Raw genomic sequence first — 25435 nt, 5'->3', positions numbered from 1 at the left:
TGCTGGATTCCCGCGAATATGAGACTGGTTCTTCGTCATGCGTCTGCCGTATCGAGGGCGAGGGCGTCACGACGGAACCAAGATTGTGACGACTGGTGTGCCATAGCGACGCACCCGGTGTGTGCGCCATCCGTGTTCGGGGCGGGGCTCGATCTCGTGGTCCGACTCGCATACCAGCACTTCGGCATTCACTGCGTCGAGGAGATCGCGCCAGCCCTCGAATCGATAGGGCGGATCGGCGAATGCAAGATCCACCGGGTCGCCTTCGGCGGCCAGGTGCCTCTGAGTGTCGGATCGAACCACCGTCGCTCGCTCGGCGATGCCCAGTGCTGTCAGGTTCGTCGTGATCGTGCGGCAAGCCGCTGCGTCGCAGTCCACGAATGTGACATGCGCGGCGCCACGCGACAGTGCCTCGATGCCGAGCGCTCCCGAGCCTGCGAACAGGTCCAGCACTGTCGCGCCTTCGAGCACTTCCAAGCTCATGAGCATGTTGAAGATGGCCTCGCGCGCCCGGTCCGACGTCGGCCGGACAGCATCGGGGCGGGGGTTCTCCAAGCGACGGCCGCCCAACGATCCGCCGACGACGCGCATGCGCTCACGGTAGAGGCTCAGTTCCAATGCGCAGCCGTGGCCCGGGCGGCCAGTCGGTCACGGTGAACAAGAGCGCTCAGCAATGGGTGCTACAGCAGGTGATTCCACGTGCGGATGGCCTCGATGAACTCCGGGACGAACGTCTCGCGCTCAGCGATGGGTGCTACAGCGGGTGATTCCACGGCTGCGCGCATCGGCTCGGCTGCGTGCGACACTGCGGGAGTGTCGATGACCAAGAGTCGATGACTCCCCAGGCCCACGGGGGCAGCGGCCCCCTCGGCGTGCCCGCAGAGATCACCTGTGTCGATTGCGGTGGGCGCTGCGGCCTGCTGAGCGTGCCTGAGCCGGACTGGGGCTTCCAGCCGGGAGACGTCGTCGCCTACCGATGTGCCGACTGCGGCGACCGTTGGGACCTCATCGTCGAGGACAGCGACATTCCCAGCTGACCCTCGTCGCGAGGGTCCCTCGATTCGCGATTGCGGCGCGGTACGGTCGCCCAACTGGACACGGATCGATCCGGAGGAGCCGTTCTCGGTGGTCATGGCAATGTATCCAGGCTCGTTCGATCCTGTGCACAACGGGCATCTCGACGTGATTTCAGCAGCTTCGGGGCTCTTCGATTTCGTCACGGTGGCCGCCATGCGGAACCCGTCCAAGGCGACGCCGCTGTTCTCCGATGACGACCGCGTCGCGATGATCGTCGAGTCGACCAGCCACCTCGCCAACGTCTCGGTCGTGCAGTTCGGCGAGCTGGTCGTTGACCTCGCTGAACGCCTCGGCGCCGATGTGATCGTCAAGGGTCTTCGCAGCCAGAGCGACTTCGAATCCGAGTTGCGCATGGCGCACATGAATCACTCAGTGTCCGGTGTCGAGACCGTGTTCGTCCCGCCGCGGACCGAGCATCTCTTTATTGCTTCCAACTACATCCGGGAAATCACCAGATTCGGCGGCGATTGCTCGCATCTCGTCCCGCCCGCAGTCGCCGAGCGGCTCGGGCACCGAACGGCGCAGGAGGCAGCCACATGAGCATGTCCGAGGGCGGCGTCGAGGCACCACAGCAGCCAGCCATACACCACGGCATGCTGCAACCGCAGTCTCCGTTCGGCCGGCCTTCGTCCGAGACGGCGGCGCCCACTGAGGAGACGCTGCAGACGCCGGCCGAATCGCAGGCGCGCAACCCCGGGACGCTGGCACCGCGCCCCCCATCGGTCACGGCCGAGCAGTTCATCCGCGAGGCCGTGGAGATCATCAACGCGGCGCGCCCCATGCCGCTGTCCACCTCGGTCATGATCAATCGCGACGAGGTGATGATGTTGCTCGAGTCGGCGCTGGCGGCCGTGCCTGACGAGACGCGCCAGGCTCGCTGGCTGCTGCGCGAGCGCGACGAGGTGCTGGCCCAAGCACGTGTCGATGCCAACCTGGTCATCGACGAGGCACGCAGCCGCGTCGCCCAGATGGTCCAGCGAACCGAAGTCGTGCGCACGGCTGAGCGGCGTGCTCGCCAACTGCTCGACGACGCTCAGATCCAGACCCGTCGCCGACGCCATGAAGTCGACGAGTACTGCGAGCGGCAGCTCACGCAGTTTGCTGGCGCCGTCGACCAGATCCAGATTTCGGTCCAGGCAGCGCGACGCAAGCTCGGCAATCGCGTTTCCGCGCCGGTGACGCCCACGCCGCCGAGCGCCCAGCGAGCGCGCAACGGCGGAGATGCCACTGCCACCGAAGCACCGAGGCCGTCGGGCCGCAGCCCCGAAACGCAACCGGTGGTCTTCGACCAGGACCAGATGTGAGCCCCAGGGACCGCGAGCGGTCCCTGTCCGTGCCCCTGCGCTTGGTTGCTGACGGGCGATTGGAGTGGTCCACAACGGTGCCGGCGTCGGCGCTCGCAGATGCAGGATCCTCAGACGGCGGGTCCACTGACGCCGTGAGCATCGCTGATGTCGAGGTGCCGCTCGACAGCGATGTCAGCGTGGAGCTGGCGTTGGAGCTCATCAGCGGCGGTCTCAGCGTTGCCGGCGAGGTCTCGGCGACTTGGAAGGGTCCGTGCGCTCGCTGCTGGCTGCCCGTCGCCGGGACCCTACGCACGAAGATTCGTGAGGTGTTCACCGCCGAGCCCCGTGAAGGCGAGCAATACCGGCTCGGTCCAGAGTTCGCGGATCTCGTTCCCATGGTGCGGGAGGCAGTACTGCTGGAATTGCCGATCGAGGCGATTCGGTGCCCGCAAGCCGAGGGGTGCCCGAACCTCCCGCCCGAACTCGCAGATCCCCCCGACGACGCAGCGCCTCCGGCCGATCCGCGCTGGGCCGCGCTGGAAGCACTGCGGGCGCGCCAGGAAGAGTCGTCCTGAGATCGGCCGCTCGGAGTCGGCTGGGGAGTGCCGATGGGTAGGCTTCATGCTCCGCTCGAGGAGTCGATCCCATCGAGGAGCCCGAACAGTGGCAGTCCCCAAGAAGAAGACATCCAAGAGCAAGACGCGCTCGCGTCGCGCGGCGGCATGGCGCCTGAAAGAGGCACCTCGAAGCCTGTGCCCACGCTGCGGCGCGGCGAAGCTGCCTCACCGGGTCTGCGGCCAGTGCGGCTGGTACGCCGGCCGTCAAGCCCTCGACATCGCCTGAACATCGATCGGCGTCCGGGCTGATGACGCTGCCGGTCGCTGTCGACGCAATGGGCGGCGACGATGCCCCCAGCGTGGTCGTGGAAGGCGCGCTGGAAGCCGTGCGCGAGGGCCTCGATGTCGTCCTGGTAGGCCGGCGCGATGCCATCGTCGCGGCTGGAGGCGAATCGCTCGACACCATCGAGGCCTCAGAGGTCATCGAGATGTCCGAGGAGCCGAGCCGCGCGGTGCGGACCAAGCGCGACTCCTCGATCAGCCTCGCCGTCAACGCTGTGCGCGACGGCGCCGCCTCAGCAATCGTCAGTGCCGGTAACACGGGGGCGGTGGCGGCAGCGGCTCTCCTGAGGCTGAGACGCCTGCCCGGAGTCGCCCGTCCGGCCATCGCGACTGCGTTTCCCGTACCCGGCGGCGGCACGGCGCGTGTCCTGCTCGACTCGGGCGCCATGGCCGACTGCAACGCCCAATGGCTGCACCAATTTGCCCGCCTCGGCTCGGCCTACAGCCGCATCCGCTTCGGCGTGGCGGCGCCGAGCGTCGGGCTGCTCTCGATCGGCGAAGAACCCGAGAAGGGCAACCTGCTCGTCAAGGAAACCCACAAGCTGCTCGCCGCAGACGACGAGATCGATTTCTTCGGCAACATCGAGGGGCGCGACGTTCTCGACGGTCCTGTCGATGTCGTGGTCACCGACGGTTTCACCGGCAATGTTGTGCTGAAGTCGCTCGAGGGCACCGCCTCGTTCTTCGTCCGCCTGATTCTCGAGCGACTCTCCGAAGGGGGACCGGCTGGTGCACAAGCGCTTCGCCTGCTGGCGCCGCTCGCCGAGGAACTGAGCCCCGACAACGTCGGAGGGGCGATGCTGCTGGGTGTGCGCGGAGTCTGCGTGATCGCGCACGGTTCGTCGAGCCCCACAGCGGTGACCAACGCCATCCGAGTCGCCCATCACATGGTGGAAGCCGACCTGCTGGGCGAGCTGGCCGCCGTCAGCCTCCCGTCCGGTGACCAACTGAGCCCTGAGCCCGAGAGGCCCGCGGGCACTACCGCATGATGACACTGAGCTAGAGCGGGAAGCACACGGCGAAGCCGCGGCCTGAGCGATCGACCCCCGGTAGGCTGGCCGACGCCATGCCCGCAGAAACTCACGTGCGCCAGAGTCCGCCAGAGCGTGACGAGGTCTTCGATCTCATTCGCAATCAGCTCGCCGACATCTTGGAGCTGGATCCATCCCAAGTGGCCGAGTCGTCCTCCTTTGTGGACGATCTCGGCGCAGACTCGCTGGCGTTGATCGAGCTGGTCGAAGCGCTGGAAGAGGAGCTTTCCGACCGCACGGTGGGCTTTCGAATCGAAGACGAAGATCTCGAAGATCTCAAGACTGTGCGCGATGCCATCGACTATGTGATGGAGCGCGTCGGCTGACGTGGAGATTGCTGTCGCCGAACTCGCTGAACTCGACAGCTTCGCGGAGCGTGTCGGACATCGCTTCGCCGACGCCAGTCTTTTGACCGAAGCTCTCTCGCACCGAAGCTGGTGCAATGAGCACAACAGCGATGTGCCGCGTGATCGTCATGTCGCATCCAACGAGCGCCTCGAATTCCTCGGTGACGCCGTGCTCGGGCTCTGCGTTTGCGAGCTCGCCGTAACCCAGTGGCCCGAACTCGGGCCTGGCGAGCTCAGTGTCGTTCGCTCGGCGGTGGTGAGCGCGGTCGCGCTGGCCGGCGCAGCACGAGACTGCGACCTGGGGTCTGCGCTTCTGCTCGGACGCGGCGAGGCAGCAACCGGAGGCGCCGACAAGGAGTCGATATTGGCCGACGCGCTCGAAGCGGTGCTCGGCGCGGTGTTCTTGGACGGCGGTCTGGGTGCGGCTCGCGATGTCGTGAGGCACCTCTTGGGTGAGCGCATCGCCGCAGCAGCCAGCGAACCGGGAGCGCGCCAGGCCAAGAACCGCTTCCAGGAGCTGGTGGCTCGGCGCTTCGGTGCCGAACCCACCTACGAAGTGTCGAGTTCAGGGCCCGCACACCGTCTGCGATTCGAGGCCGAAGCGCGCATCGAAACCGAAGTCTGGGGCCGCGGAGAAGGCTCCACCAAGCGAGCGGCGGAACTTCGAGCGGCCGAAGCTGCCTGCCTGCGGCTCCGGGGGGCTGAGCCGAAAGGCGAAGCCGTGGCCCGAGCGGCCCGTGAGCGCGTATCTGATGAGCACAGCGAACAAGAGCGGGAAACAGCAGGCGCTGCGCCGCGCGAGTTCGGCTCGCAGCGCCTCCGCCTGGACAACCGCGGTGACCGATCCATTGTTGCGGAGGAGCCCGCCCATGGCTGAACTGCCGGAGATCGAGATCGCCAAGCGCGATCTGGAGAAGGAGGTCGCGACCCGCAAGATCAAGTCCGTCGAGGTTCCGGGCACCAAGAAAGCACTGCCGGCGATGCGCTCGAAACAGCAGTTCGCCGACTTGCTCGAGGGCAAGAAGATCACGGCGGTGACTCGGCACGGATCGTTGCTTCACTTCGTGCTCGACACCGACGAGATCATGGTGGCGCGTCTGGGCGCAACCGGTTCTTTCAGGAGGGCCACCTCCCGAACGCCCCAAGACCCCGATACCAAGGTGGTGATGACGTTCACCAAGGGCGGGCAGCTGCGACTGCTCGACTCGGGCAATGAGGCAACATTGCGGGTGCTCACTTGGCCTCGCTACCACAAGGTCCATCCAGAACAGGTAGATCTTGGCTTCGATCCGGTCGACATGCCGATGCCGTGGACCGACTTCGCGCTCATGCTGCGGGGCCGCTCCGATGCCGTCCGCGACCTGCTGCTGGACCAGACGTTTGTCGTAGGCCTCGGACCGATGTACTCCGACGAAGTGCTGCATGCAGCCCGTCTCGGATATGGGCGCATTGCCAGCGAACTGAACACCCAGGAGGTACGCCGCCTCTACCGCGCCATCGTCGAGACGGTTCACAATTCCATCAAGTACCGGGGAACCTCCATCGGCGGCCATCTCGACATCTTCGGCAAGTCAGGTGGCTTCGATCCCTACTTCGAAGTCTTCGGTCGGGCCGGCGAGCGATGCCGCAACGGCCGAGGTGACGTCCTGACGACGGTCATCCGGGGTGTGACCCACCACTACTGCGATTATCAGGTGTAGACGTCGACCTCCACGCTTCGAGCTGCCGTGTTCCTTCGCTCCCTGACACTGTCCGGTTTCAAGTCGTTTGCAGACACCACAACGCTCGCCTTCGAACCGGGCGTCACGGTGGTGGTGGGTCCCAACGGCAGCGGCAAGTCGAACGTCGTCGACGCCATCGCATGGGTGCTCGGCGCGCAAGGTCCCCGCACGCTGCGAGGCCAGCGGATGGACGACGTCGTCTTCGCGGGAACTGATCGCCGGACGGCTTTGGGCCGCGCACTGGTCACCCTGGTCATCGACAACGAGTCGCAGACCTTGCCCATCCAGACCGCCGAGGTGGCGATCACTCGCACCTTGTTCCGCTCGGGCGAATCGGAGTACGCGCTCAACGGGACGCCGTGCCGGCTGCTCGACCTGCAAGAACTGCTGAACGATGCCGGGGTCGGACGCCAGCAGCACATCATCGTGGCGCAAGGCCAGATCACCGGGGTCCTCGCTGCCCGTCCCGAAGAACGACGCGCGCTGATCGAGGAGGCGGCGGGCGTGCTGAAGTTCCGTCGCCGCAAGGAACGTGCCGAGCGGCGCCTGGAAGGCACCGAGGCAAACGTGACGCGCCTCGTCGACTTGCAGCGCGAACTTCGCCGCCAGCTGCGGCCGCTCGAGCGGCAGGCCACCGCCGCCCGCCGCCACCGCGAGATCAGCGCAGAGCTGGCTGGGCTGCAGCTCTACAACGCGGGGCGTCAGCTGGCCGCGAGTTACCAAGCGCAGAGCGCCTCCGATGCTCGACAGGTCGATCTTGCAGCGCAACAGGACGCGGTGGCATCGTCGATTGACGACATCGACCGGGCGATCGACGATGCGCAATCACAGCTTGCCGAGCTGACCGAAGAACCTGCTGATCGGCTGCCGCGAGTGGCATCGCTGTCGGAACGGGCACGCGGTCTCATCGGTCAGACCTATGAACGGATGCGTTCGGTTGAACGTGAGCGCAACGCCTTGCTCGACTCCGATGTGGTGGCGACGCTGACCGATGAACATGCACGGGTGTCAGCTGAGCTGACCGCCCTTGACGCATCTGGAGTGTCGGCTGCGGGGTCGGTGGCGCTGGCGGTCGGGACGAAATCGGGAGCCGGCGACGCCGCAGAGTTCGACGAGTCCGCTGCCAGTGCGGCCACCGAAGCCCACCGGGAGGCCGCAGCGCGCCTCGAAACAGCCGCTGCAACGTTGTCGCGGGCAGATGAGCAGCAGCGAAATGCGGCCGAGGAGCGGCAGCACTGGATCGGAAGATTCGAGGCGTTGGCGTCCGCTGTCGCCGCCGCGCGTACCGACTCCGGCATTGCGGCGCTCGATGGTGTGGCTGGGGTCGTCGGTGTGCTTGGCGACCTGGTGATCATCGACGACGGTTGGGAGGCTGCTGCGGAGGCTGCTGCGGATGGCGCGTTGTCGGCTGTCATCGTGCGCGATGACAGCGCGGCGTCGGCGGCGCTCGCTGCGCTCGCCGACGGCGAAACGAACGGCTCGGTGATCTCGCTCGCCGAGCCGGGGGGCGCTCGCGACCCGAGCCGCCGCAACGGCAAGCCGGCGTCACCAGCTGAGCCGGCAGGAGAAGCCGTAGTCCGAGCCGCCCGTGAGCCTGGTGCCCGTGAGCACGGTGCTCAACAACGTGCAGCAGCAGGCGCCGGATCAGCCGTTTCGCATCTCGCCTCTTGGACTGGGCCGGCAGGCGAGTTCGTGCGTCCACACGTCCAGGTGGCCCCCGACGCTCCCCAAGAGCACCGCGCCGAGCTTGAGGCATTGCTGGACGCTGTTGTCGGCGCAGCGATCTGTGTTCCGGGTGATTGGTCGCGCGCGTATGACCGTGCGTTGGCGGCTCGCGACGCGGGCGTCATGGGCGTCGCGGCTGATGCAGCTTTTGTCACATCCAGCGGCGACCGGTTCGGACCCCACCGCTGGCGGATCGGCAGCACGGGGCCGGCGGCGGCCACGGCGGCACTCGACGTCGCACGCGCACGCATCGACGAGCTGACGCTCCACCAGCAGGCAGCGGCCGCGGCGTGGACCTCGGCGCGCCAAGCGCACCAGGCGGCCTTCGATGCATCCCGAGAGGCACAACGCACCGCCGAGAACCTTCGACGCCGGGCCGCCACAGCAGCAGCCCAGCACGCCGAGCGGATTCAGGCGTTCGAGGACCGAGCTGCCGCACAGGAGCAACGCCGATCAGCGCTGAGCGAACGGCTCAGGACCATTGAGGGGCGTCTGAGGGGCCATGAGAGCTCCCGTGCGGCCGCGTCCGCCCGGCTGGAGCGGGCAGAAGCCATCGTGTCGGGGCTGGATCGTCTGGCGCTGTTGCTCTCGGAGCGCCGCCAGCGCCTCGATGCCGAAGCAAAGCGGCTGCGCTCACGCAACGAGGCCCGCATTGAGTTGGCGCGCCAGCTGACGGAGCGCCTTGATGCGCTCCGGCGCGAGCGTGACGCGGCTTTGTCGCGCCAGGAGCACTTGCGCACGGAACTAGCAGCGTTGGATGTCGCCGATGCCGAACGTCGTACCAAGCGCGACGCCCTCGTTGAGATGCTGCGAACGGAGTTATCCGCAGACCCCGCAGCGGCACTCGCTGCACCGCCGCCGCCGCTGCCTGACGGGGTCACGGCCATCGTTCACGAGCGAACGCTGCGCGCAGACCTGCATCGACTGGGGCCGGTCAACCCCCTGGCGCTCTCGGAGTACGAGGCAGCCTCAGAGCGCTTCGAGTTCGTAGCCACCCAGCTCGCGGACGTGCGCAACAGCCGCAGGGAACTGCACAAGGTGATCCGAGCCATCGACGCCGAGATCGTCGCAACGTTTGCGGCAGCATTCGAAGATGTCGCCCGGAACTTTGCCCGCCTGTTCGGCACGCTGTTCCCAGGCGGCGCCGGCAAGCTCTCGTTGACGGATCCGCAGGAGCTCTTGACGTCGGGGGTCGAACTCGACGTTCGACCCGCCGGCAAGCACATCGGTCGCCTGTCATTGCTGTCCGGCGGTGAGCGCTCGCTGGTGGCGCTCGCGTACCTCTTTGCGGTGTTCCGCAGTCGGCCGTCGCCTTTCTACGTTCTCGACGAGGTGGAGGCGGCGCTCGACGACGTCAATCTGCAGCGCTTCCTGGACCTCGTGGCGGAATTCCGGCGGGAATCGCAGTTGATCATCGTGAGCCATCAACGTCGCACGATGGAGTCCGCCGACGTCCTGTACGGCGTGTCCATGCCACCCGGGGGCTCCAGCGTGGTCGTGTCGGAGCGACCCGAGCATGCTGCGGCCCTGGTCGCCGCGGATGGACCATTGGGGTTCGGCGAGTCCGGATCGAGCCAGCTCGCAGAGCCCGCGACGACCCTTGGGTAGCCTGCCCACTGGTGAGCACCGAGGTCGTTCTTATTGTCATCGGCGCCGTCGCGATGGTGCTTCTCGCATCGGTTCCCTTCGTGCAACGCAGGATGCAGCGCCGCTCGGGGCCGGCATCGTCGCATGATCCCGTCGCGGTGCCGCGGCCTGAGTCGGGGCCTGCGGGGTACCCCACTGCAACGGAGGCTGCGCCCGACGGTTCGGCTGATCGTGTGGCTGAGAAGGCTGAGACTGGGCCGGCTGAGACTGGGCCCCTCAGGCCCGCCGCCACGTTTGCGTCGGGATTGGCGTCGTCGCGCCGGACGCTGCGCGACCGACTGGCTGCCATCCGCGGACGGCGACCTGACGGCGCAACGTGGGAGAGTCTCGAAGAGGCGCTGCTCGGCGCCGACGTCGGCGTCGCAACGACGATGGCCACGCTGGAACGCCTGCGCAGCACCGCCGCCGACCGAGACATTGCCGACGCAGACGAACTCGTGCACGAACTCGCTGCGCAGATGCGCGCATCGCTCGATGCTGATCGTTCGCTGGGTGTGACCGTGCCGGACCGCCCCGATGCCACGCCGGTGTGGCTCTTCGTGGGAGTCAACGGTGTGGGCAAGACCACCACGATCGGCAAGGTGGGAGCACGGCTGTCGGCGCAAGGCCGACACGTGGTGATGGCCGCCGGCGACACATTCCGCGCTGCTGCGACCTCCCAGCTGCAGACGTGGGCCGATCGATGCGGTGCGGAAATGATCTCGGGCAGCGCGGGAGCGGACCCCAGCTCGGTCGTGCATGACGCCGTCAGCGCAGCGGCGGCCCGCGGCGCCGACGTGGTTCTCGCAGATACTGCCGGAAGGCTCCAGAATCGCAAGAACTTGATGGATGAGCTCGCCAAGGTCCGCCGAGTCGCCGATCGCGAGCCCGGCGCCGTCGCCGAGACGCTGCTGGTCATCGATGCGACCACCGGGCAGAACGGCTTGAGCCAGGCGCGAGCCTTCGCCGAGGCCACCGATGTCACCGGAGTCGTGCTCACCAAGCTGGACGGCTCGGCGAAGGGCGGGATCGTGTTTGCCATCGAGGCCGAGCTGGGGCTCCGTGTGAAACTCGTGGGCCTCGGCGAGGGCGCCGACGATCTTGTCGACTTCGACCCCGACGGCTACGTCGACGCGTTGCTCGGCGCCGATCGGGACACCCCGATGCCCACCTCTCACAGCCCGGAACAAGACCGACCAGGGGACTGAGCGATGTTTGACACCCTGACCGACCGCTTGTCGGGCACCCTGCGGGGCCTGCGGGGCCGCGGACGAATGCGGCCCGCCGACGTCGACGAGGCGTTGGCCGAAATCCGCCTGGCGCTGCTCGAAGCCGACGTCAACGTCGGGGTTGTACGCCGCTTTGTAGACCGGGTCCGCGAGCGCAGCATCGGTGGCGAGGTCACGGCCAGCCTGACGCCCGGCCAGCAGGTCACCAAGATCGTCAACGACGAGCTTGTCGACATCCTGGGCGGAAGCCCGCTCGACTTCCAGTTCGCGTCGAAGCCGCCCACGGTGGTGATGCTGGCCGGCCTCCAGGGCTCTGGCAAGACGACTGCCGCAGCCAAGTTGGCCCAGTGGTGCAAGTCACAGGGCCGCAATCCGCTGCTGGTCGGCGCCGACCTGCAGCGACCCGCAGCCGTTGAGCAGTTGCGGACGCTCGCCCGTGGCATCGACGTCGAGGTATGGAGCGAGCCCGGAGACCCTGTGGCCTGCGCCGCGGGGGGACTCGCCCACGCCCGCCAGACCGGCCGCGATGTGCTCATCGTGGACACCGCGGGGCGGCTGGCAATCGACGTCGAGCTGATGGGAGAAGTGGCCCGAATCTCGGACGCGGTCGAACCCCATTACACCCTGCTCATCGTCGACTCGATGGTGGGCCAGGACGCCGTCGCGACCGCCGAGGCCTTTCACGCAACACTCGAAGTGGACGGAATCATCCTGACCAAGCTCGACGGCGATGCTCGCGGCGGCGCGGCTCTCTCCGTTGCCGAGGTCGTCGGTCGTCCGGTGGCCTTTGCATCGGTCGGCGAGAAGGTCGACGACTTCGAGCAGTTCCATCCCGACCGCATGGCGAGCCGGATCCTCGGCATGGGCGACGTGATGACGCTCATCGAGAAGGCGGAGGCCGTCTACGAACAGGACGAGGCAGAGGCGGCGGCCCAGCGGCTGGTCGAGGGCACCTTCACGCTCGACGACTTCGTCGACCAGCTTCGTCAGCTTCGCAAGATGGGCAACCTGCAAAGCATCGTGCAGATGATGCCCGGCATCTCCGATCAAGTCCGCAATGCCGAGATCGACGACGACCGGATCGCGACAGCAGAGGCCATCGTGCTGTCGATGACCCCGGCTGAGCGCGTGTCGCCGGAGATCATCGACGCCTCCCGCCGCGCCCGCATTGCCGCCGGCAGCGGTACGTCATCGGCACAGGTCGCCAACCTGCTGAAGCAATTCACACAGATGCGCAAGATGATGGGCGGCATGATGGGCCTGGGCTCGAAAAGACGGCCGGCCAACCGCAAGGCCGGCCGCAAGCGGGGGAAGGGTCCGACCCGATCGGGCGGCAGCTCTCGCACCGGCGGCGGACGCGCATCGCCCAAGGGCGGGCCGTCGTCAGGCAAGCACGGCATCAAGCTCGATGCTGGGGGAATCGACTGGGAATCGTTGGACCTGAAGCTGCCAGGCCGCTGAGATGGGCAGCCATGGGGTTGCTGGGCATTCGCCCGTCAGAGGCTGAGCCGGTAGGCGAAGCCGTGGCCCGAGCGGCCCGTGAGCGCAGCGAACAAGAGCGGGCAGCAAGTGGATGGGCAGCCATGGGGTTGCTGGGCATTTGCCCGTCAGAGGCTGAGCCGGTAGGCGAAGCCGTGGCCCGAGCGGCCCGTGAGCGCAGCGAACAAGAGCGGGCAGCAAGTGGATGGGCAGCCATGGGGTTGCTGGGCATTTGCCCGTTAGGCTCATCGGTCGGCGCGGCGGCCCATCGGTGCGCCACACCCCGTGTGCCGGCTCGCCGATCCGCAACGAGCCACCACTCGAATTCATCCAACCGGGAGCAACATGGCCGTTCGTCTGCGCCTCAAGCGCACAGGCAAGAAGAAGCAGCCCAGCTATCGCGTCGTCGCGGTCGACAGTCGCAAGCCCCGCGACGGCCGCGTGCTCGAGATCATCGGCACCTACGATCCGCGACAGGAGCCCTCTGCGATTTCGATCGTCAATGAGCGCGCAGTCCACTGGCTCAGCCATGGGGCTCAGCCGAGCGACACTGTCGCCAAGCTGCTGACGATTTCCGGTGCGTGGGACGAGTTCCGTTCTCAAGGATCATCTGGATCGGCCGACGGCGCAACGGCCGCTGCCCCCGCCGAGCCTGCCCCCGCACCGACGCCCGATCTGGTGATCGACACCGAAGAGCCGGGCGCAGACGACTCCCCGGCAGCGTCCGAACAGGCGCCCGCCGATGAGCCGGTGCCTCGCAACGGGGCATCCGAACCGAAAGCAACAGAACTTGGGGAGGCCCAGTGACCGAGGGTCACACCGGCGCAGACACCGAAACCACTTCTGCGGAAGAGGTGCTGCTGTACCTCATCGCCCAGCTGGTCGAACATCCCGATCAGGTCGAGGTCGAGATTGCTGAGTCGGGATCGAAGCTGAGCCTGACGGCAACCGTGAGTTCGGACGACATCGGCCGGGTCATCGGCAAGCGAGGTCGCGTTGCGAACGCCATCCGCACGCTGGTGCGCGCCGCAGCCCATCGAGATGGCGTCCAGGTCGAAGTCGACTTCCGGGACTGACCTGAGTCTGGGCGTCGAGCCGCCAGGCCTGCTGGAGATCGCGACGGTCGGGCGCGCACACGGCCTTCGCGGCGATGTCGTCGTGCACCCGGTCACCAACCGGCTCGAACGATTCGATGTCGGTTCGGCGCTCATCACCGCCCTCGGCAAGCGAGCGGTGTCGCGATCCCGCTTCGACGGCAGCCGGTGGCTCGTGCGCTTTGAAGGCATCGACGACCGCGATGCAGCGGCGGCCCTGACGGGCACGACGGTTCTTGCCGAGCCGCTCTCCGATCCCGATGAGCTGTGGGTGCACGAGCTGTGCGGCCGCTCGGTCATCGATCAGCATGGATTCGACGCCGGCGTCATCACGAGCGTCGTGGCGAACCCGGCCGCGGACCTGCTTGAGCTCGACACCGGACACCTCGTGCCGCTGACGTTCGTCGTGCGCTGCGAGCCCGGTGCCGTGTACGTGGAGGTGCCCGATGGGCTCTTCGAGCTCGGCTAGCCCCCAGCGAGTGTCCGCGCGCCGTTCGGGGGCGAGGCTGCGTATCGACGTGTTCTCGATCTTTCCTGCCGAGCTCGATGCCATGTGCGAATTGAGCATCTTGGGCCGCGCCCGAGCACAGGGCGTGCTCGACATCCGCTGCAGGGATTTGCGGCTTGCGACCACCGACGCTCACCGCACCGTCGACGATGCTCCCTTCGGCGGCGGACCGGGAATGATCCTCATGGCTGAGCCTGTGTTCGTAGCCGTCGAAGAGGTCGCCCCACCACGGCCGTTGTTGCTGCTCGACGCCGCCGGCCGGCGATTCGACCAAGCCATGGCCGCTGAGTTGGCAGCGCTGGGGTCGGCTGCCTCAGGGGGTTTCAGCCTGCTGTGCGGCCGCTACGAAGGAGTGGACGAGCGCATTCGCACCGAGCTCGTCGACGGATCGGTTTCCATAGGCGATGTTGTACTGGCCGGCGGCGAATTCGCCGCCATGGTCGTTGTGGAGGCCGTTGGCCGGTTGGTGCCCGGTGTGCTCGGCAACGCAGGCTCCACTGCTGAGGAGAGCTTTGCGGAGGGGCTGCTGGAATACCCTCAATGGACGCGTCCAGCGACGTTCCGTGGGCTCACCGCACCCGAGGTATTGCGCAGCGGTGACCATGCCCGCGTCGCTCGCTGGCGCGGGGCAATGGCGCTTGTGCGCACTGCCGCCGAGCGCCCTGACCTCCTGGCGGCGCGAGGCGTCAGCGACGCGGATCGGGAGCTTCTCGCAGAGTTCGGCCTCAGGCTCGAAGCGGGCTGCTGAGGAGAGGCTGAGCCGATCGGCGAAGCCGTGGCCCGAGCGGCCCGTGAGCGATAGCGAACAAGAGCGGGAAATGACTGGTGTGACAGCGTGGGGGTTCACCCATCCGCGCGGCCTGTGGGCACTGGTCCGGCCGGAATGTCGTTGCGGCAATTCGCGGGCAGACCACTAGCCTGCGTTGTTCGTCGTCACGCCGATCACGGGAGTCGGATCGCTATGGGCAGCACCGATCTTGTCGAGAGGGGTCGTCTTCGTGACGATCATCCCGAATTCGGCCCCGGCGACACGGTGCGCGTTCACGTGCGCGTCGTCGAGGGCAACCGCCAGCGAACCCAGGTGTTCGAGGGCTACGTGATCGCACGGCATTCGTCGGGTATCAGCGAGACGTTCACGGTTCGCAAGCTCAGCTTCGGTGTGGGTGTCGAGCGGACATTTCCGTTGCACGCACCCACCATCGCGCAGATCGAGCGCGTAGCCGTCGGAGATGTGCGCAGAGCGAAGCTGTACTACCTGCGCGATCGTGTCGGCAAGGCAGCGCGGATTCGCGAAAAGCGCTTCTAGCAGGGCAGCAGCGGTCGCGGGCCGGACGCGGGGCGCGGATGACCGCTCGGCGTCAAGCACTCGGCCGCTACGGCGAAGATCTCGTTGAGCGCTGGTATGCCGAGCGCGGCTACCGCGTCCTCGCGCGCAATTGGCGCTGTGAGGCAGGCGAACTGGACCTCGTGGTCACCGACGGCTCGCAGCTGGTGTTCTGCGAGGTGAAGACCAGATCCAGTGATCGCTACGGCACCGGCTTTGAGGCGATCACGCCTCGCAAGCAGCAGCAGGTTCGGCGTCTCGCAGCCCAGTATGTGCGCCAGCGCGGCGGCTGGGCGGGACCACTGCGCTGCGACGCGGCGTCCGTCATGGGTGGCAAGGTCGAAGTGCTGACGGCTGCCTTCTAGCCGAGCGGATGCCGCCGGTTCCGCGCCGACCAGCAGCCCCAGTGCCAGTGACGCCGCAGGTCGACCGCGTCGAGGGGGACAGCCACGACATGGCCCACGCCGGGTTTGATCGCGTTGCCACAACCGCCACAGACGTACTGCTTGGTCGCCTCATACGGCTGCACCCGACGTACATCGAACCCCGGTTCCGGTTCGAGCCTGCGCACTGGCGGCCTCAACCCACCAGCGCCCACACGACGAGGCCGGCTGCCACGGCCAGGGCGGCGGCCATGAGCACGTAGTCGAGCCGGGTCGTGGAGTGCTTGCGATACGGGTCGTAGCCCATAGGAGCAGTATCGCCCAGCGTCGCGTCCTCGCCGCAGCAGTGCTCCGCGGAAATGCGTTGGGGCGGTCACGCCTGCATGGTCTACGGTCCGTGTCAAGGTCGGCAGGGCAACGAGCACGAGCGGGCATCACCGCATCGGTGCGCAACTGCGGACTGACCTGATCGTGGCCCCGAGCGGGCTTCCCCGTCGAAGCCGGACTGCGCCAGCGAGGCGCTGCGTCCGGCCCGAGTTGCCGGAGGATGCCCATGCTGGCTACCGCAACGGCCGCGACGCTGATCGGCGTCGACGGCCACGTCATCACCGTCGAAGTGCACACTTCCAGCGGCCTGCCGTCGTTCACCATCGTCGGGCTGCCCGACGCTGCCTGCCGCGAAGCGCGCGACCGCGTCCGTGCCGCGGTGCTGTCCTCAGGGCTCAAGTGGCCGCCCGGGCGCGTCACGGTCAACTTGGCGCCGTCGGGCCTGCGCAAGGGCGGCGCAGTGCTGGACCTGGCGATAGCGGTGGCGTACTTGGCCGTCACCGAGCAGCTGCCTGCGGCATCGCTGCGGGATAAGGCCTTTCTCGGCGAACTGGGCCTCGACGGTGCCGTGCGGAGTGTCGTGGGCGTGCTGCCGCTCGCTGACGCGCTCCGCGACCGGGCAGTGGTGGTGGCACCAGAGGCCTACCACGTGGCCCGCGCCGCCGAACCGCGCGAGGTGTACGCCGTCGGCACGCTCGCGCAGCTCGCCGATGTGTTGTCGAATCGCGTGCCGTGGCCCGACCCGCCGCCCGATCCGCCTGCGCCGCCCCCTGTCCCGGTGCCTGATCTCAGCGACGTGGTCGGGCAGCCCTCTGCCCGGCGAGCGGTCGAAGTTGCTGCGGCCGGCGGTCACCACCTGCTGATGCTGGGGCCGCCGGGGGCGGGCAAGACCATGCTCGCTCGCCGGCTGGTTGGCCTGCTGCCCGAACTCAGCCGCCAGTGCGCGATGGAAGCCACGCGGGTCCAGTCGGCCGCCGGATTGCCACTGCCCGCCGGCTTGGCGACGAGGCCGATTCTTCGCATGCCCCACCACACCGCCACCATGGCCGCGCTAGTAGGCGGGGGCAGCGCCGCAATTCGTCCCGGCGAGATCTCGCTAGCGCACCGCGGCGTGCTGTTCCTCGACGAACTCGGCGAATTCCCACCCACCGTGCTCGACGCCATGCGACAGCCGCTCGAGGAGGGCGTCGTGCGGGTGAGCCGATCGTCGGGAGCGTGTTCGTTTCCGGCTCGCTTCTTGCTGGTGGCGGCCATGAATCCGTGCCCGTGCGGGCAGGCCGGCCGGCCGAACTCGTGCCGTTGTTCCGATGTCGCCCGCCAGCGCTACCTCCGCCGCCTCTCGGGGCCGCTGCTTGATCGCTTCGACTTGCGCATCCAAGTGCAGCCGCCCGATCCCGACCAGTTGCTCGATGGCATCCGAGGCGAGCCGACCGCCGTCGTCGCCGGCCGTGTGGCAGCGGCGCGTGAGCGAGCGGCGTCTCGAGGTGTCGAGGCCAATGTCGAGCTGACCGGCACGCAGCTCGAGCAGTTCGCGCCGCTCACGCCCGCCGCTCACGCCGCGCTGCGCGAGCGCCTGCGCGGCGGGTTGCTGAGCGGTCGCGGGCTGCATCGCGTTCGCTGCGTGGCACTGACGCTGTGCGACCTCGCCGGGCACGAGCCGCTCATCGATGCTGAACGGCTCGACGAAGCGCTTGCGCTGCGCGCCAGTGTCGGCAAGCTGCACGTGCCTGCGGCCGCGGCGTGAGCCTCCCACGATGATGTCCGCGCCGGGGTCTGGGCAGTGAACGCGGGCGGCGCTGCCGATGACGAGCGAGCCGAGCTCGGTGCGCTTGTCGAGCTGTGCTCGCTGCCGCACATGGGCCCGGCACGGCTGCGCGCCGTGCTGAACGGTCGCGACGCGCTCGAGGCCATCGATGAGCTGCGCGCCGGTCGAGCTGCGCTGCTGAATGCACTGCGGGCCTGCCGTGGCGTCGACGATTCGCTGATCGCGACATGGCGGCGGCAGGCCGCATCAGCGTTCGACCAGTCGGCGACCAGCGGGCACCCGCCCGGCGCCGGCTTGCTCGATGCCCATGCACGGGCGGGCATCTGGCTGTTGGTGCCGATTCGCAGCGATGCGGCCGAGGCCTGGAAGACGGACCCCGAGCCGCCGGCGCTGCTGTTCGGCCAGGGTGCCGCCATCGATCTGGCGGTCCGGCGCGTCGGTGTAGTGGGCACGCGACGGTGTACGGCCTACGGGCGCACGGTGGCGCGCCAACTCGGTGCTGGCCTCGCCGCAGCAGGGGTGGCGGTGGTCTCGGGGTTGGCGACCGGAATCGACGGCATCGCCCAGCGCGCAGCACTCGAGGAGGGCGGCCCGGTGATCGGCGTCGTCGGCAGCGGGCTGGATCAGGTGTACCCGGCCGCCAACCGGTCCCTGTGGGGCGATGTGGCTCAGCACGGGACGTTGCTCAGCGAGTATCCGTTGGGCCGGCGCGCGGCACCGTGGCAGTTTCCGGCCCGCAATCGGATTGTGGCGGCGCTGTGCGAAGTACTGGTGGTGGTCGAGTCGGGTCCCCAGGGCGGCTCGATGTACACCGTCGATGCCGCAGCCGAGCGAGACCGGCCGGTCATGGCCGTGCCGGGGGCGATCACCAGCGCCGCATCGGCTGGCACCAATCGGCTCTTGGCAGAGGGGTGCGCGCCAGTCTGCGATGTCGACGACATCCTGACGGCGCTGGGCGAGCCCGCCGGTGCGCAGGCGGTGGCGGCAGGCCCCGCTGCACCCGTCCACCCGCTCGATCGCCAAATCCTCGACGAACTCACTGCGGCGCCGCGCACGCTCGACGAACTGGCGCTGCGATCCGGCGCCCCGCTCGGCGAACTGGCCTCCGCACTCGGACGGCTGCAGCTGTCGGGCTGGGTGAGCGAGACGGGTGGATGGTGGGAACGGGCCCGATGAGCGCCCGTTGTTGCTGCGACGGAGTGTGCGAACCGGTGGGGGCCGCCCGGTACCGTGGCGGTGGTGGCTGTGGTGCCGCCGGTGTGGCGAGTCGGCGAATTCGTTCTGTCGCTCACGGCGGCATCGGAGGCCACCAGGCGTGCGTATCGGTCCGACGTGGGCCAATTCGCCGAGTGGGCCGCTCGGGCGGGGATCGACGCGCCGGGCGACGTCGACCGGCGCCGGCTGCGGCGATACGTCTCGTTCTTGTCGGTGCGCGGGCTGTCTGGTCGCTCGGTGGCTCGCAAGGCGTCTGCGTTGCGCCGTTACTTCGGGTGGCTGGTGCGCTGCGGCGCCATCGACGTCGATCCGGCACTCGGACTCGCCGCTCCGGCCGGCTCAGGACGCTTGCCACGCGTGCTCGGTGCGGCGGAAATGTGCGAGATGCTCGGCGACGGCACGGTGCCCGAAAACCCGAGCGAGATGCGCGACCGCCTCGTGCTGGAGCTGCTCTACGGCAGTGGACTGCGAGTGGCCGAGCTCTGCGGGCTCGATCGCGACGGCGTGCGGCCTCACAGCGCGCATGTCGAGGTGATCGGCAAGGGCGGCAAGCATCGTCGGGTACCGCTGAGCGAGCCGAGCGTGGCACTTCTCGCAGCTTGGCGGGACGGCGGCAGCGAGGGGTTCGATGCGCAGCGGCTGCGCGGCCGGGCCGGCCGCGACCCCGCCGCGCTGTTCGTGAACCTGCGCGGCAAGCGCCTCGGAACCCGAGACGTGCAGCGGATCTTGGATCGTCACGCAGTCACGCCGACCCATCCCCATGCCCTGCGGCACACCTACGCCACGCATCTGCTCGACGGCGGCGCCGACCTGCGCGTGGTGCAGGAGCTGCTGGGCCACGAGCGGCTCGCAACGACGCAGATCTATACGCGGGTCAGCAGGGAGCGTCTCAGAGAGGTGTACGAGTCTGCACACCCGCGCGCTTAGCTGGGGCGTTACTCGTCGCAGCGGCCGCCGTGTTCGCTGTGGACGACGCGTCGGCGTCAGCGCAGACGGAGCCGACGCCAGCCCGGCCGACCGGCGCGTACATCTGGCCGGTGCAGGGCACGGTCATCGATCCCTTCCGGCCGCCGGCGCATCGGTACGGACCGGGCAATCGCGGCCTCGAGATCGCGACGCAGCCCGGAGCATCGTTCTGGGCGGCCGCACCGGGAGTCGTGAGCTTTGCAGGGCAGGTAGGGGGGAGGCTCCACGTCACGGTGAGCCATCCCGACGGCCTTCGGGTGTCGTACTCCGGAGTGGCGACCATCGCCGTGCGTCGAGGCGAGCGGGTGCATCAGGGACAACCGCTGGGCACTGCCGGTGACACGCTGCACGTCGGCGTGCGCCGAGGGGAGACCTACCTCGACCCGGCCCCGATCTTCGACGGGGGCGCCATGATCGGCGAGCGCCCCCGGATCGGCCGTGTGCGGCTCGTTGCCGCACCGGTACCGGTGTATCGGCTGCAACTGCGCTGGTTACACTCCGGCGCTGGCAATGCAGTGCTGTGAGGTCAATTCTGCGGCAAGCCCAGGCTTGCGAAGGCCCGGTCTCGCCGGTGCAGCAGCGCCACATCCATGAGCTGACCAGCCGAGGCGACCCCACGGTCGCCGCTGCCCAAGCGGCGTCGTCCTCGGTGCAGATTTTCGAACCGTGGGGAGGAGCATTCATGTCTGCTGTCGTGACCATGTCCGACCTGCTCGCCGCCGGCGTTCATTTCGGCCACCAGACCCGTCGCTGGAATCCGAAGATGGAGCGATTCCTGTGGGGCGAGCGCAACGGCATCTACATCATCGACCTTCGCCAAACGCTCGAACTCCTCGAGAACGCCTACGCCTATGTGCGCGACACCGTGGCTCGCGGCGGAACGATTCTCTTCGTCGGCACCAAGCGCCAAGCGCAGTACCCGATCGAGCGTCACGCCAATGCCTGCGGCATGCCCTATGTGAACCAGCGCTGGCTGGGCGGGATGCTGACCAACTTCCGCACCATTCGCGGACGGGTCGACAAGATGCTCGAGTTCGAGCGGATGCGGTCCGCCGGCGACTTCGACAACATGCCGAAGAAGGAGGCACTGCTGCACACCCGTGAGCTGATCAAGCTGCAGCGCAACTTGAACGGCATCCGGAACATGGCCAAGCTGCCAGATGCCGTCTTCGTGCTCGACACCCCCAAAGAGCACATCGCCGTGGCGGAAGCGGTGCGGCTGAAGCTGCCGGTGGTCGCGGTGGCCGACTCCAATTCCGATCCTGATCCGATCACCTACGTCATTCCGGGTAACGACGACGCCATCCGCTCGACCCAATTGCTGTGCCGGGTGATTGCCGATGCCGCCCTCGAAGGTCGATACATGGCCGAGCGCAGCGGCGTGGCGGTAACCCCTGCCGGTGAGCGCTCGCCCGAGGAAGCAGCCCGCATTGCCGCGCAGCAGGCCGAGGCGCAGCGAGCTGCCATGGCGGAGGCTGCGGAGCGAGAGGCCCGCATCGCCGCCGATCAGGCCCGCAAAGCCGCCGAGGCTGCTGCGGTGCCCGACATGCGCGTTGGCGACGCTCCAGGCGCGTCCGCCGAGGTCAGCGACACAAGTCCCGAAGATGCCGCCGAGTCGCCGGCGCCGGCCTCGCCTGGGGGCGAGGGCGACGGCTCCGAAGACGGCGGTCCGTCATCTGAGACGCAAGGAGCCGCCTGACATGGCAGCGTTCACCGCCAAGGACGTCCAGGCCCTGCGCCGCGCCACGGGTGCGGGAATGATGGATGCAAAGAACGCGCTGACGCGATGCGATGGAGATGCCGCTGCGGCGGCGCAATGGCTTCGAGAGAACGGCATCGCCAAGTCCGCGGCACGATCCGACCGCGACAACAGCGACGGTGTCGTCGTGGCTCGCGTGGTCCGCAGCGGGGACGGTTCTGTCGGCGCCATCGTGGAGTTGCGCTGCGAGACAGACTTCGTCGCCAAGTCCGAAGGATTCCTCTCGATGGCCGACACATTGCTCGGCGACGTGATCGCCAGCGGCCCCTCAGCCGTTGCCGACGCCGCGGGCGTCATCGACGATCTCAAGATCACCCTCAAGGAGAACATCGCGATCGGCACGGTCGAGCGCTTCGCGGCCCCCAGCGGTTCGTGCATCGACGCCTACGTCCACCAGCAGAACGGCCGCGGCGTCAATGCCGTGCTCGTGGAGCTCGAAGGGGGGACTCCGGAGCTTGCGCACGATGTCGCGCTGCACATCGCGAGCAATCGCCCCACCTATACCCGCCGTTCCGATGTGCCGACGGGAGTTCTTGATCGCGAGAGGGCCACCTTCGAGGCCATCAGCCGCAATGAGGGCAAGCCGGAGGCGGCGCTGCCCAAGATCGTCGAGGGCCGCCTCACGGGCTACCTGCGCGAGCACACGCTCATGGAGCAGAAGTTCGTGAAAGACGAGAAGCGGACGATTGCCGATCTCCTCGGGTCGGCCAACGTGACACGTTTCGCCCAAGTCGAGATCGGCCGCTGAGCCCAGCCGTGGCTGCGGCTGAGTCCACCGACCCGCGGCGGGCCCGCCGTTGGGAAGGCCCGCCGAAGTGGAGGCGGGTGGTGCTGAAGCTGTCGGGCGAGGCCCTCGCCGAGGCTGGTGGTCACAACGTCAGCGCCTCGATCGTCGATGCGCTGGCTTCGGAGATTGCCGAGGTGTGGACTTCGCTGGAGGTCGACATCGCCGTCGTCGTGGGGGGCGGCAACATCTGGCGCGGCATGGCGGGTTCGGTCGGCGGCATGGACCGCGCGCAGTCTGACCACATGGGAATGCTCGCCACCGTCATCAATGCGCTCGCGCTCCAAGATGCGCTCGAACGCTCCGACGTGCCCACCCGGGTGATGACCGCCATCGGCATGGCGCAGATCGCAGAGCCGTATATCCGGCGCCGTGCCGTGCGTCACCTTGAGAAGGGCCGCGTGGTGATCTTCGCGGCCGGCACCGGCAACCCGTTCTTCACGACCGACACGGCAGCAGCGCTGCGCGCCGCGGAAGTCGACGCCGATGTCGTGCTCAAGGGCACTCATTCCGGTGTCGACGGCGTCTACACGGCCGATCCGCAGACGGATCCGAGTGCTCAGCTCCTCAGCGAGGTCACGTTTCTCGAAGTGCTGTCGCGGGAGTTGGCGGTGATGGACTCGGCCGCGATCGCCGTGTGCAAGGACAACGCCACGCCGATCGTGGTCTTCGATCTGATGACCAGGGGCAATTTCCGCAGTGTCGTCGAAGGCGAGGCGCTCGGCACGCTTGTGCGCTGAGCGCCGCTGCACTCCCGATGTCTTGTGAGTGACGGCGACTTCCGGCAGGTCGTCGCTACGCTGGACAGGTGAGCGAATTCGCTGCCGAGATCTGTTCGGATGCTCGCGAGCGGATGCGCAGCGCTGTTGAACACGCCCGTGGCAACTTCGCCACCGTCCGCACGGGCCGCGCAACGCCGGCACTGGTCGAGAAGATCCAGGTCGACTACTACGGCGCAGCCGTTCCTTTGCAGCAGCTGGCGGGATTCTCGGTGCCCGAGGCACGCATGCTGGTGATCCAGCCGTTCGATCGGGTCGCGCTCGATGCCATTTCCAAAGCCGTCATGGAGTCCGACCTCGGCATCAACCCGTCGAGCGATGGCCATGTCCTGCGGCTGGTCTTCCCCCCGCTGACCGAGGACCGGCGCAGAGATCTGGTACGAGTGGTGAAGCAGATGGCTGAAGACGGGCGCGTTGCGGTGCGCAACCTGCGTCGCAGTGCTCGCCACGATCTCGATACCCTCGAAAAGGAGAAGGAGATCTCCGCCGATCAGAAACGAAGCTTCGAACAGGAGCTCGACGCCGACACCGCCAAGTTCGTCGGAGACATTGATCGGGCGTTGGACGCCAAGGAGCAAGAACTCCTCGAGGTGTGACCGAGCAGGTGTGAAGGTAGATGTCCGAAACCAGCGAGCATCCGCCGAAGCCCTCCGGCCCTGATCCCCGTGATCCGGCGGCCACGGGCGATCCATTGGGCTCCACCCAACCCTTGGTGAACTTCGACACCGACGACGCTTCGCCGACCGCAGAACAGGCAGAGCCGGCTTCGCCTCCCGCTCCGGATGTCGGCGACGCGGGGCGAGAGCGTCGCGGGGGTTCGCGCCTGTTCCCGCAGCTGCCCGATGATCCACGCCTGGCCGGCGAAGCTCCCGCAGCGGCCGACGACGGGGCGCAAGCCGGCTATGAACCGCTCTTCGACTCACCTGACGAGGTGCCGTCCATCCCGCGCGCGGACCTCGCGTCAGCTCCTGCGAGCACGCCATCGACGCCGACCGAGATGGCGGAGGTGCCAGCGGCTGAGGCTGCCGCCGCATCCGTGCCGGTTGCAGCGACCGCAGCTCCGACGGAAGTACCGTCGGAGGCTGGCGCGCCGACATCTGAACCTGACCGCTTCGCTCAATGGGCTCGGCTCGACGCGTCCGCGTCGCACTGGCGCGAGGGGAGCCAGGACTACGAGGAGCGTGGAGTAGTGAGCGACGAAGCCCGAACGGTTTTGCACAACGGTGCCGCTGATGCAGGCCCCAGCGGCCGCAATCTGCCTGCCGCCATTGCGGTAGGCGCGGTGCTGGCCGCGCTGTTCTTCGGCGCGCTCCGCATCGGCGAAGCTGCCACCGTTGCGCTGGTCGTCATCGTGCTGGTGCTGGCCGCGGCGGAGTTCTACCGGGCCGCTCGACCGCTCGGCTACCGGCCGGCGACGCTGGCAGGCCTCGTCGGAGTCGGCGGCTTGTCGGTCGCAGTGCACCTGCGTGGTGTCGAGGCCTATCCCATCGTGCTGGCCGTCTCTGCGGTGACCATCTTCTGTTGGTTCCTGCTCGGCGTCGAGCGAGATCATCCCACCGCGAACTTGGCCATCACGATGCTCGGTTTGGTGTGGGTCGGCGGCTTGGGATCGTTTGCGGCGCTGATCCTGCGCGAGCCGAACGGCGACTCGATGCTGATCGGCGCGGTGATCGGGACAGTCGTCTACGACGTCGGCGGGTATGTGATCGGCCGAACGACAGGCCAGAGTCGCCTCGCGCCGCGGATCAGCCCCAATAAGACCCACGAAGGCCTCATCGGCGGCATCGTGCTGTCGGTCGTGATCACCACGCTCGTGCTGAATCGCTTCCCTGGCGTGTTCCCGTGGACCGGAAGCCTGCTTGATGCGCTTTGGCTGAGTCTCGCCGTCGCGTTCGCGGCGCCACTCGGGGACCTGACGCAGTCGATGGTCAAGCGCGATGTGGCCATCAAGGACATGGGCAGCCTGCTGCCCGGTCACGGCGGCGTCTTTGATCGCTTCGATGCGCTGCTCTTTGCCTTGCCGGCGGCGTATTTCGCCGGCACCGTCGTCTTGGGATCCGCCGCATGAGCGTCAGTTCTCCGTGGGAGAGAACGCGCCCTCATGCGGCCCG

29 protein-coding genes are annotated in these 25435 nt (G+C 67.9%); 27 read left to right on the top strand and 2 right to left on the bottom strand.

Annotation, left to right across the window (positions count from 1 at the left end):
* Positions 1–66: 66 nt before the first annotated feature.
* Together rsmD and ACOGJB_RS05515 are read right to left on the bottom strand one after the other, a co-directional pair.
* Positions 67–591, bottom strand: a complete 525-nt coding sequence (gene rsmD / locus ACOGJB_RS05520) for a 16S rRNA (guanine(966)-N(2))-methyltransferase RsmD (protein WP_419839811.1) — start codon at positions 589–591, stop codon at positions 67–69.
* An 89-nt stretch (positions 592–680) separates the two neighbouring features.
* The gene (locus tag ACOGJB_RS05515) at positions 681–806 is read right to left on the bottom strand and encodes a hypothetical protein (RefSeq protein ID WP_419839810.1); all 126 of its coding nucleotides are present in this window, start codon (positions 804–806) and stop codon (positions 681–683) included.
* Between the two features lie 27 nt (positions 807–833).
* Between ACOGJB_RS05515 and ACOGJB_RS05510 the strand changes: the two genes are divergently transcribed.
* The 27 genes from ACOGJB_RS05510 to ACOGJB_RS05380 all read left to right on the top strand — a co-directional run bounded on the left by ACOGJB_RS05510 (position 834) and on the right by ACOGJB_RS05380 (position 25392).
* Entirely contained in the window at positions 834–1037 is a 204-nt protein-coding gene (locus ACOGJB_RS05510) for a hypothetical protein (RefSeq protein WP_419839809.1), read from the top strand.
* Between the two features lie 94 nt (positions 1038–1131).
* Positions 1132–1617: a pantetheine-phosphate adenylyltransferase gene (gene coaD / locus ACOGJB_RS05505; RefSeq protein WP_419839808.1), complete on the top strand. Its 486-nt coding sequence runs from the start codon at positions 1132–1134 to the stop codon at positions 1615–1617.
* A complete protein-coding gene (locus tag ACOGJB_RS05500) occupies positions 1614–2381 on the top strand; it encodes a hypothetical protein (protein WP_419839807.1) in 768 nt (255 codons plus the stop codon). Before coaD ends, ACOGJB_RS05500 begins: the two co-directional genes overlap by 4 nt.
* Before the next feature lie 134 nt (positions 2382–2515).
* Positions 2516–2938 (top strand): YceD family protein, encoded by a 423-nt coding sequence (locus tag ACOGJB_RS05495; protein WP_419839806.1) that lies wholly within the window; start codon positions 2516–2518, stop codon positions 2936–2938.
* A 46-nt stretch (positions 2939–2984) separates the two neighbouring features.
* Positions 2985–3206 carry a 50S ribosomal protein L32 gene (rpmF, locus tag ACOGJB_RS05490; protein WP_419839805.1) on the top strand — a complete coding sequence of 74 codons (222 nt, stop codon included), beginning with the start codon at positions 2985–2987 and terminating at the stop codon, positions 3204–3206.
* A 22-nt stretch (positions 3207–3228) separates the two neighbouring features.
* Positions 3229–4251, top strand: a complete 1023-nt coding sequence (gene plsX / locus ACOGJB_RS05485; protein ID WP_419839804.1) for a phosphate acyltransferase PlsX — start codon at positions 3229–3231, stop codon at positions 4249–4251.
* 77 nt (positions 4252–4328) lie between these two features.
* Positions 4329–4619, top strand: coding sequence for an acyl carrier protein (locus ACOGJB_RS05480; RefSeq protein WP_419839803.1), 291 nt, complete (start codon positions 4329–4331; stop codon positions 4617–4619).
* 1 nt (position 4620) lies between these two features.
* Complete coding sequence (gene rnc / locus ACOGJB_RS05475) at positions 4621–5517, top strand: ribonuclease III (protein WP_419839802.1); 897 nt, start codon at positions 4621–4623, stop codon at positions 5515–5517.
* Complete coding sequence (locus ACOGJB_RS05470; protein WP_419839801.1) at positions 5510–6340, top strand: DNA-formamidopyrimidine glycosylase family protein; 831 nt, start codon at positions 5510–5512, stop codon at positions 6338–6340. The genes rnc and ACOGJB_RS05470 overlap by 8 nt, the downstream gene beginning before the upstream one ends.
* Positions 6341–6367: 27 nt before the next feature.
* The gene (locus ACOGJB_RS05465) at positions 6368–9694 is read left to right on the top strand and encodes a chromosome segregation SMC family protein (protein ID WP_419839800.1); all 3327 of its coding nucleotides are present in this window, start codon (positions 6368–6370) and stop codon (positions 9692–9694) included.
* 11 nt (positions 9695–9705) lie between these two features.
* On the top strand, positions 9706–10920 hold the full coding sequence (ftsY, locus tag ACOGJB_RS05460; protein WP_419839799.1) for a signal recognition particle-docking protein FtsY: 1215 nt from the start codon (positions 9706–9708) through the stop codon (positions 10918–10920).
* 3 nt (positions 10921–10923) lie between these two features.
* On the top strand, positions 10924–12402 hold the full coding sequence (gene ffh, locus ACOGJB_RS05455; protein WP_419839798.1) for a signal recognition particle protein: 1479 nt from the start codon (positions 10924–10926) through the stop codon (positions 12400–12402).
* A 363-nt stretch (positions 12403–12765) separates the two neighbouring features.
* On the top strand, positions 12766–13227 hold the full coding sequence (gene rpsP / locus ACOGJB_RS05450) for a 30S ribosomal protein S16 (protein WP_419839797.1): 462 nt from the start codon (positions 12766–12768) through the stop codon (positions 13225–13227).
* The gene (locus ACOGJB_RS05445) at positions 13224–13496 is read left to right on the top strand and encodes a KH domain-containing protein (protein WP_419839796.1); all 273 of its coding nucleotides are present in this window, start codon (positions 13224–13226) and stop codon (positions 13494–13496) included. The genes rpsP and ACOGJB_RS05445 overlap by 4 nt, the downstream gene beginning before the upstream one ends.
* Complete coding sequence (gene rimM / locus ACOGJB_RS05440; RefSeq protein WP_419839795.1) at positions 13462–13983, top strand: ribosome maturation factor RimM; 522 nt, start codon at positions 13462–13464, stop codon at positions 13981–13983. The genes ACOGJB_RS05445 and rimM overlap by 35 nt, the downstream gene beginning before the upstream one ends.
* A gap of 37 nt (positions 13984–14020) precedes the next feature.
* Positions 14021–14770 carry a tRNA (guanosine(37)-N1)-methyltransferase TrmD gene (gene trmD, locus ACOGJB_RS05435; protein WP_419840686.1) on the top strand — a complete coding sequence of 250 codons (750 nt, stop codon included), beginning with the start codon at positions 14021–14023 and terminating at the stop codon, positions 14768–14770.
* Positions 14771–14983: 213 nt separating this feature from the next.
* Positions 14984–15328 carry a 50S ribosomal protein L19 gene (gene rplS / locus ACOGJB_RS05430; RefSeq protein WP_419839794.1) on the top strand — a complete coding sequence of 115 codons (345 nt, stop codon included), beginning with the start codon at positions 14984–14986 and terminating at the stop codon, positions 15326–15328.
* Positions 15329–15366: 38 nt separating this feature from the next.
* Positions 15367–15711, top strand: a complete 345-nt coding sequence (locus tag ACOGJB_RS05425; RefSeq protein WP_419839793.1) for a YraN family protein — start codon at positions 15367–15369, stop codon at positions 15709–15711.
* A 565-nt stretch (positions 15712–16276) separates the two neighbouring features.
* Positions 16277–17800, top strand: coding sequence for a YifB family Mg chelatase-like AAA ATPase (locus tag ACOGJB_RS05420; protein WP_419839792.1), 1524 nt, complete (start codon positions 16277–16279; stop codon positions 17798–17800).
* A gap of 36 nt (positions 17801–17836) precedes the next feature.
* A complete protein-coding gene (dprA, locus tag ACOGJB_RS05415; protein ID WP_419839791.1) occupies positions 17837–18997 on the top strand; it encodes a DNA-processing protein DprA in 1161 nt (386 codons plus the stop codon).
* 63 nt (positions 18998–19060) lie between these two features.
* Entirely contained in the window at positions 19061–19963 is a 903-nt protein-coding gene (locus ACOGJB_RS05410) for a tyrosine recombinase XerC (RefSeq protein WP_419839790.1), read from the top strand.
* 29 nt (positions 19964–19992) lie between these two features.
* Positions 19993–20526 (top strand): murein hydrolase activator EnvC family protein, encoded by a 534-nt coding sequence (locus ACOGJB_RS05405; RefSeq protein WP_419839789.1) that lies wholly within the window; start codon positions 19993–19995, stop codon positions 20524–20526.
* The gene (gene rpsB / locus ACOGJB_RS05400) at positions 20523–21701 is read left to right on the top strand and encodes a 30S ribosomal protein S2 (RefSeq protein WP_419839788.1); all 1179 of its coding nucleotides are present in this window, start codon (positions 20523–20525) and stop codon (positions 21699–21701) included. The genes ACOGJB_RS05405 and rpsB overlap by 4 nt, the downstream gene beginning before the upstream one ends.
* 1 nt (position 21702) lies before the next feature.
* Positions 21703–22509: a translation elongation factor Ts gene (gene tsf / locus ACOGJB_RS05395; protein WP_419839787.1), complete on the top strand. Its 807-nt coding sequence runs from the start codon at positions 21703–21705 to the stop codon at positions 22507–22509.
* 8 nt (positions 22510–22517) lie between these two features.
* Positions 22518–23285, top strand: coding sequence for a UMP kinase (gene pyrH / locus ACOGJB_RS05390; protein ID WP_419839786.1), 768 nt, complete (start codon positions 22518–22520; stop codon positions 23283–23285).
* A gap of 68 nt (positions 23286–23353) precedes the next feature.
* Complete coding sequence (gene frr / locus ACOGJB_RS05385) at positions 23354–23920, top strand: ribosome recycling factor (RefSeq protein WP_419839785.1); 567 nt, start codon at positions 23354–23356, stop codon at positions 23918–23920.
* 20 nt (positions 23921–23940) lie between these two features.
* A complete protein-coding gene (locus tag ACOGJB_RS05380) occupies positions 23941–25392 on the top strand; it encodes a phosphatidate cytidylyltransferase (protein WP_419839784.1) in 1452 nt (483 codons plus the stop codon).
* Positions 25393–25435: the final 43 nt, after the last annotated feature.

The organism is Candidatus Poriferisodalis sp. (assembly GCF_965208895.1).
GTDB lineage: Bacteria > Actinomycetota > Acidimicrobiia > Acidimicrobiales > Poriferisodalaceae > Poriferisodalis.
The sequence above is the reverse complement of the archived record's forward strand: the minus strand, read 5'-3'. Positions and strand labels throughout refer to the sequence as shown.

Coding starts and splice junctions, on each gene's coding strand:
- rplS (WP_419839794.1), top strand. CDS start 14,984: ATGGGCAGCACCGATCTTGTCGAGAGGGGTCGTCTTCGTGACGATCAT.
- ACOGJB_RS05510 (WP_419839809.1), top strand. CDS start 834: ATGACTCCCCAGGCCCACGGGGGCAGCGGCCCCCTCGGCGTGCCCGCA.
- rpmF (WP_419839805.1), top strand. CDS start 2,985: ATGCTCCGCTCGAGGAGTCGATCCCATCGAGGAGCCCGAACAGTGGCA.
- ACOGJB_RS05500 (WP_419839807.1), top strand. CDS start 1,614: ATGAGCATGTCCGAGGGCGGCGTCGAGGCACCACAGCAGCCAGCCATA.
- rimM (WP_419839795.1), top strand. CDS start 13,462: ATGGCGTCCAGGTCGAAGTCGACTTCCGGGACTGACCTGAGTCTGGGC.
- ACOGJB_RS05420 (WP_419839792.1), top strand. CDS start 16,277: ATGCCCATGCTGGCTACCGCAACGGCCGCGACGCTGATCGGCGTCGAC.
- ACOGJB_RS05470 (WP_419839801.1), top strand. CDS start 5,510: ATGGCTGAACTGCCGGAGATCGAGATCGCCAAGCGCGATCTGGAGAAG.
- rpsP (WP_419839797.1), top strand. CDS start 12,766: ATGGCCGTTCGTCTGCGCCTCAAGCGCACAGGCAAGAAGAAGCAGCCC.
- rsmD (WP_419839811.1), bottom strand. CDS start 591: ATGCGCGTCGTCGGCGGATCGTTGGGCGGCCGTCGCTTGGAGAACCCC.
- tsf (WP_419839787.1), top strand. CDS start 21,703: ATGGCAGCGTTCACCGCCAAGGACGTCCAGGCCCTGCGCCGCGCCACG.
- plsX (WP_419839804.1), top strand. CDS start 3,229: ATGACGCTGCCGGTCGCTGTCGACGCAATGGGCGGCGACGATGCCCCC.
- ACOGJB_RS05380 (WP_419839784.1), top strand. CDS start 23,941: ATGTCCGAAACCAGCGAGCATCCGCCGAAGCCCTCCGGCCCTGATCCC.
- ACOGJB_RS05425 (WP_419839793.1), top strand. CDS start 15,367: ATGACCGCTCGGCGTCAAGCACTCGGCCGCTACGGCGAAGATCTCGTT.
- ffh (WP_419839798.1), top strand. CDS start 10,924: ATGTTTGACACCCTGACCGACCGCTTGTCGGGCACCCTGCGGGGCCTG.
- ACOGJB_RS05480 (WP_419839803.1), top strand. CDS start 4,329: ATGCCCGCAGAAACTCACGTGCGCCAGAGTCCGCCAGAGCGTGACGAG.
- coaD (WP_419839808.1), top strand. CDS start 1,132: ATGGCAATGTATCCAGGCTCGTTCGATCCTGTGCACAACGGGCATCTC.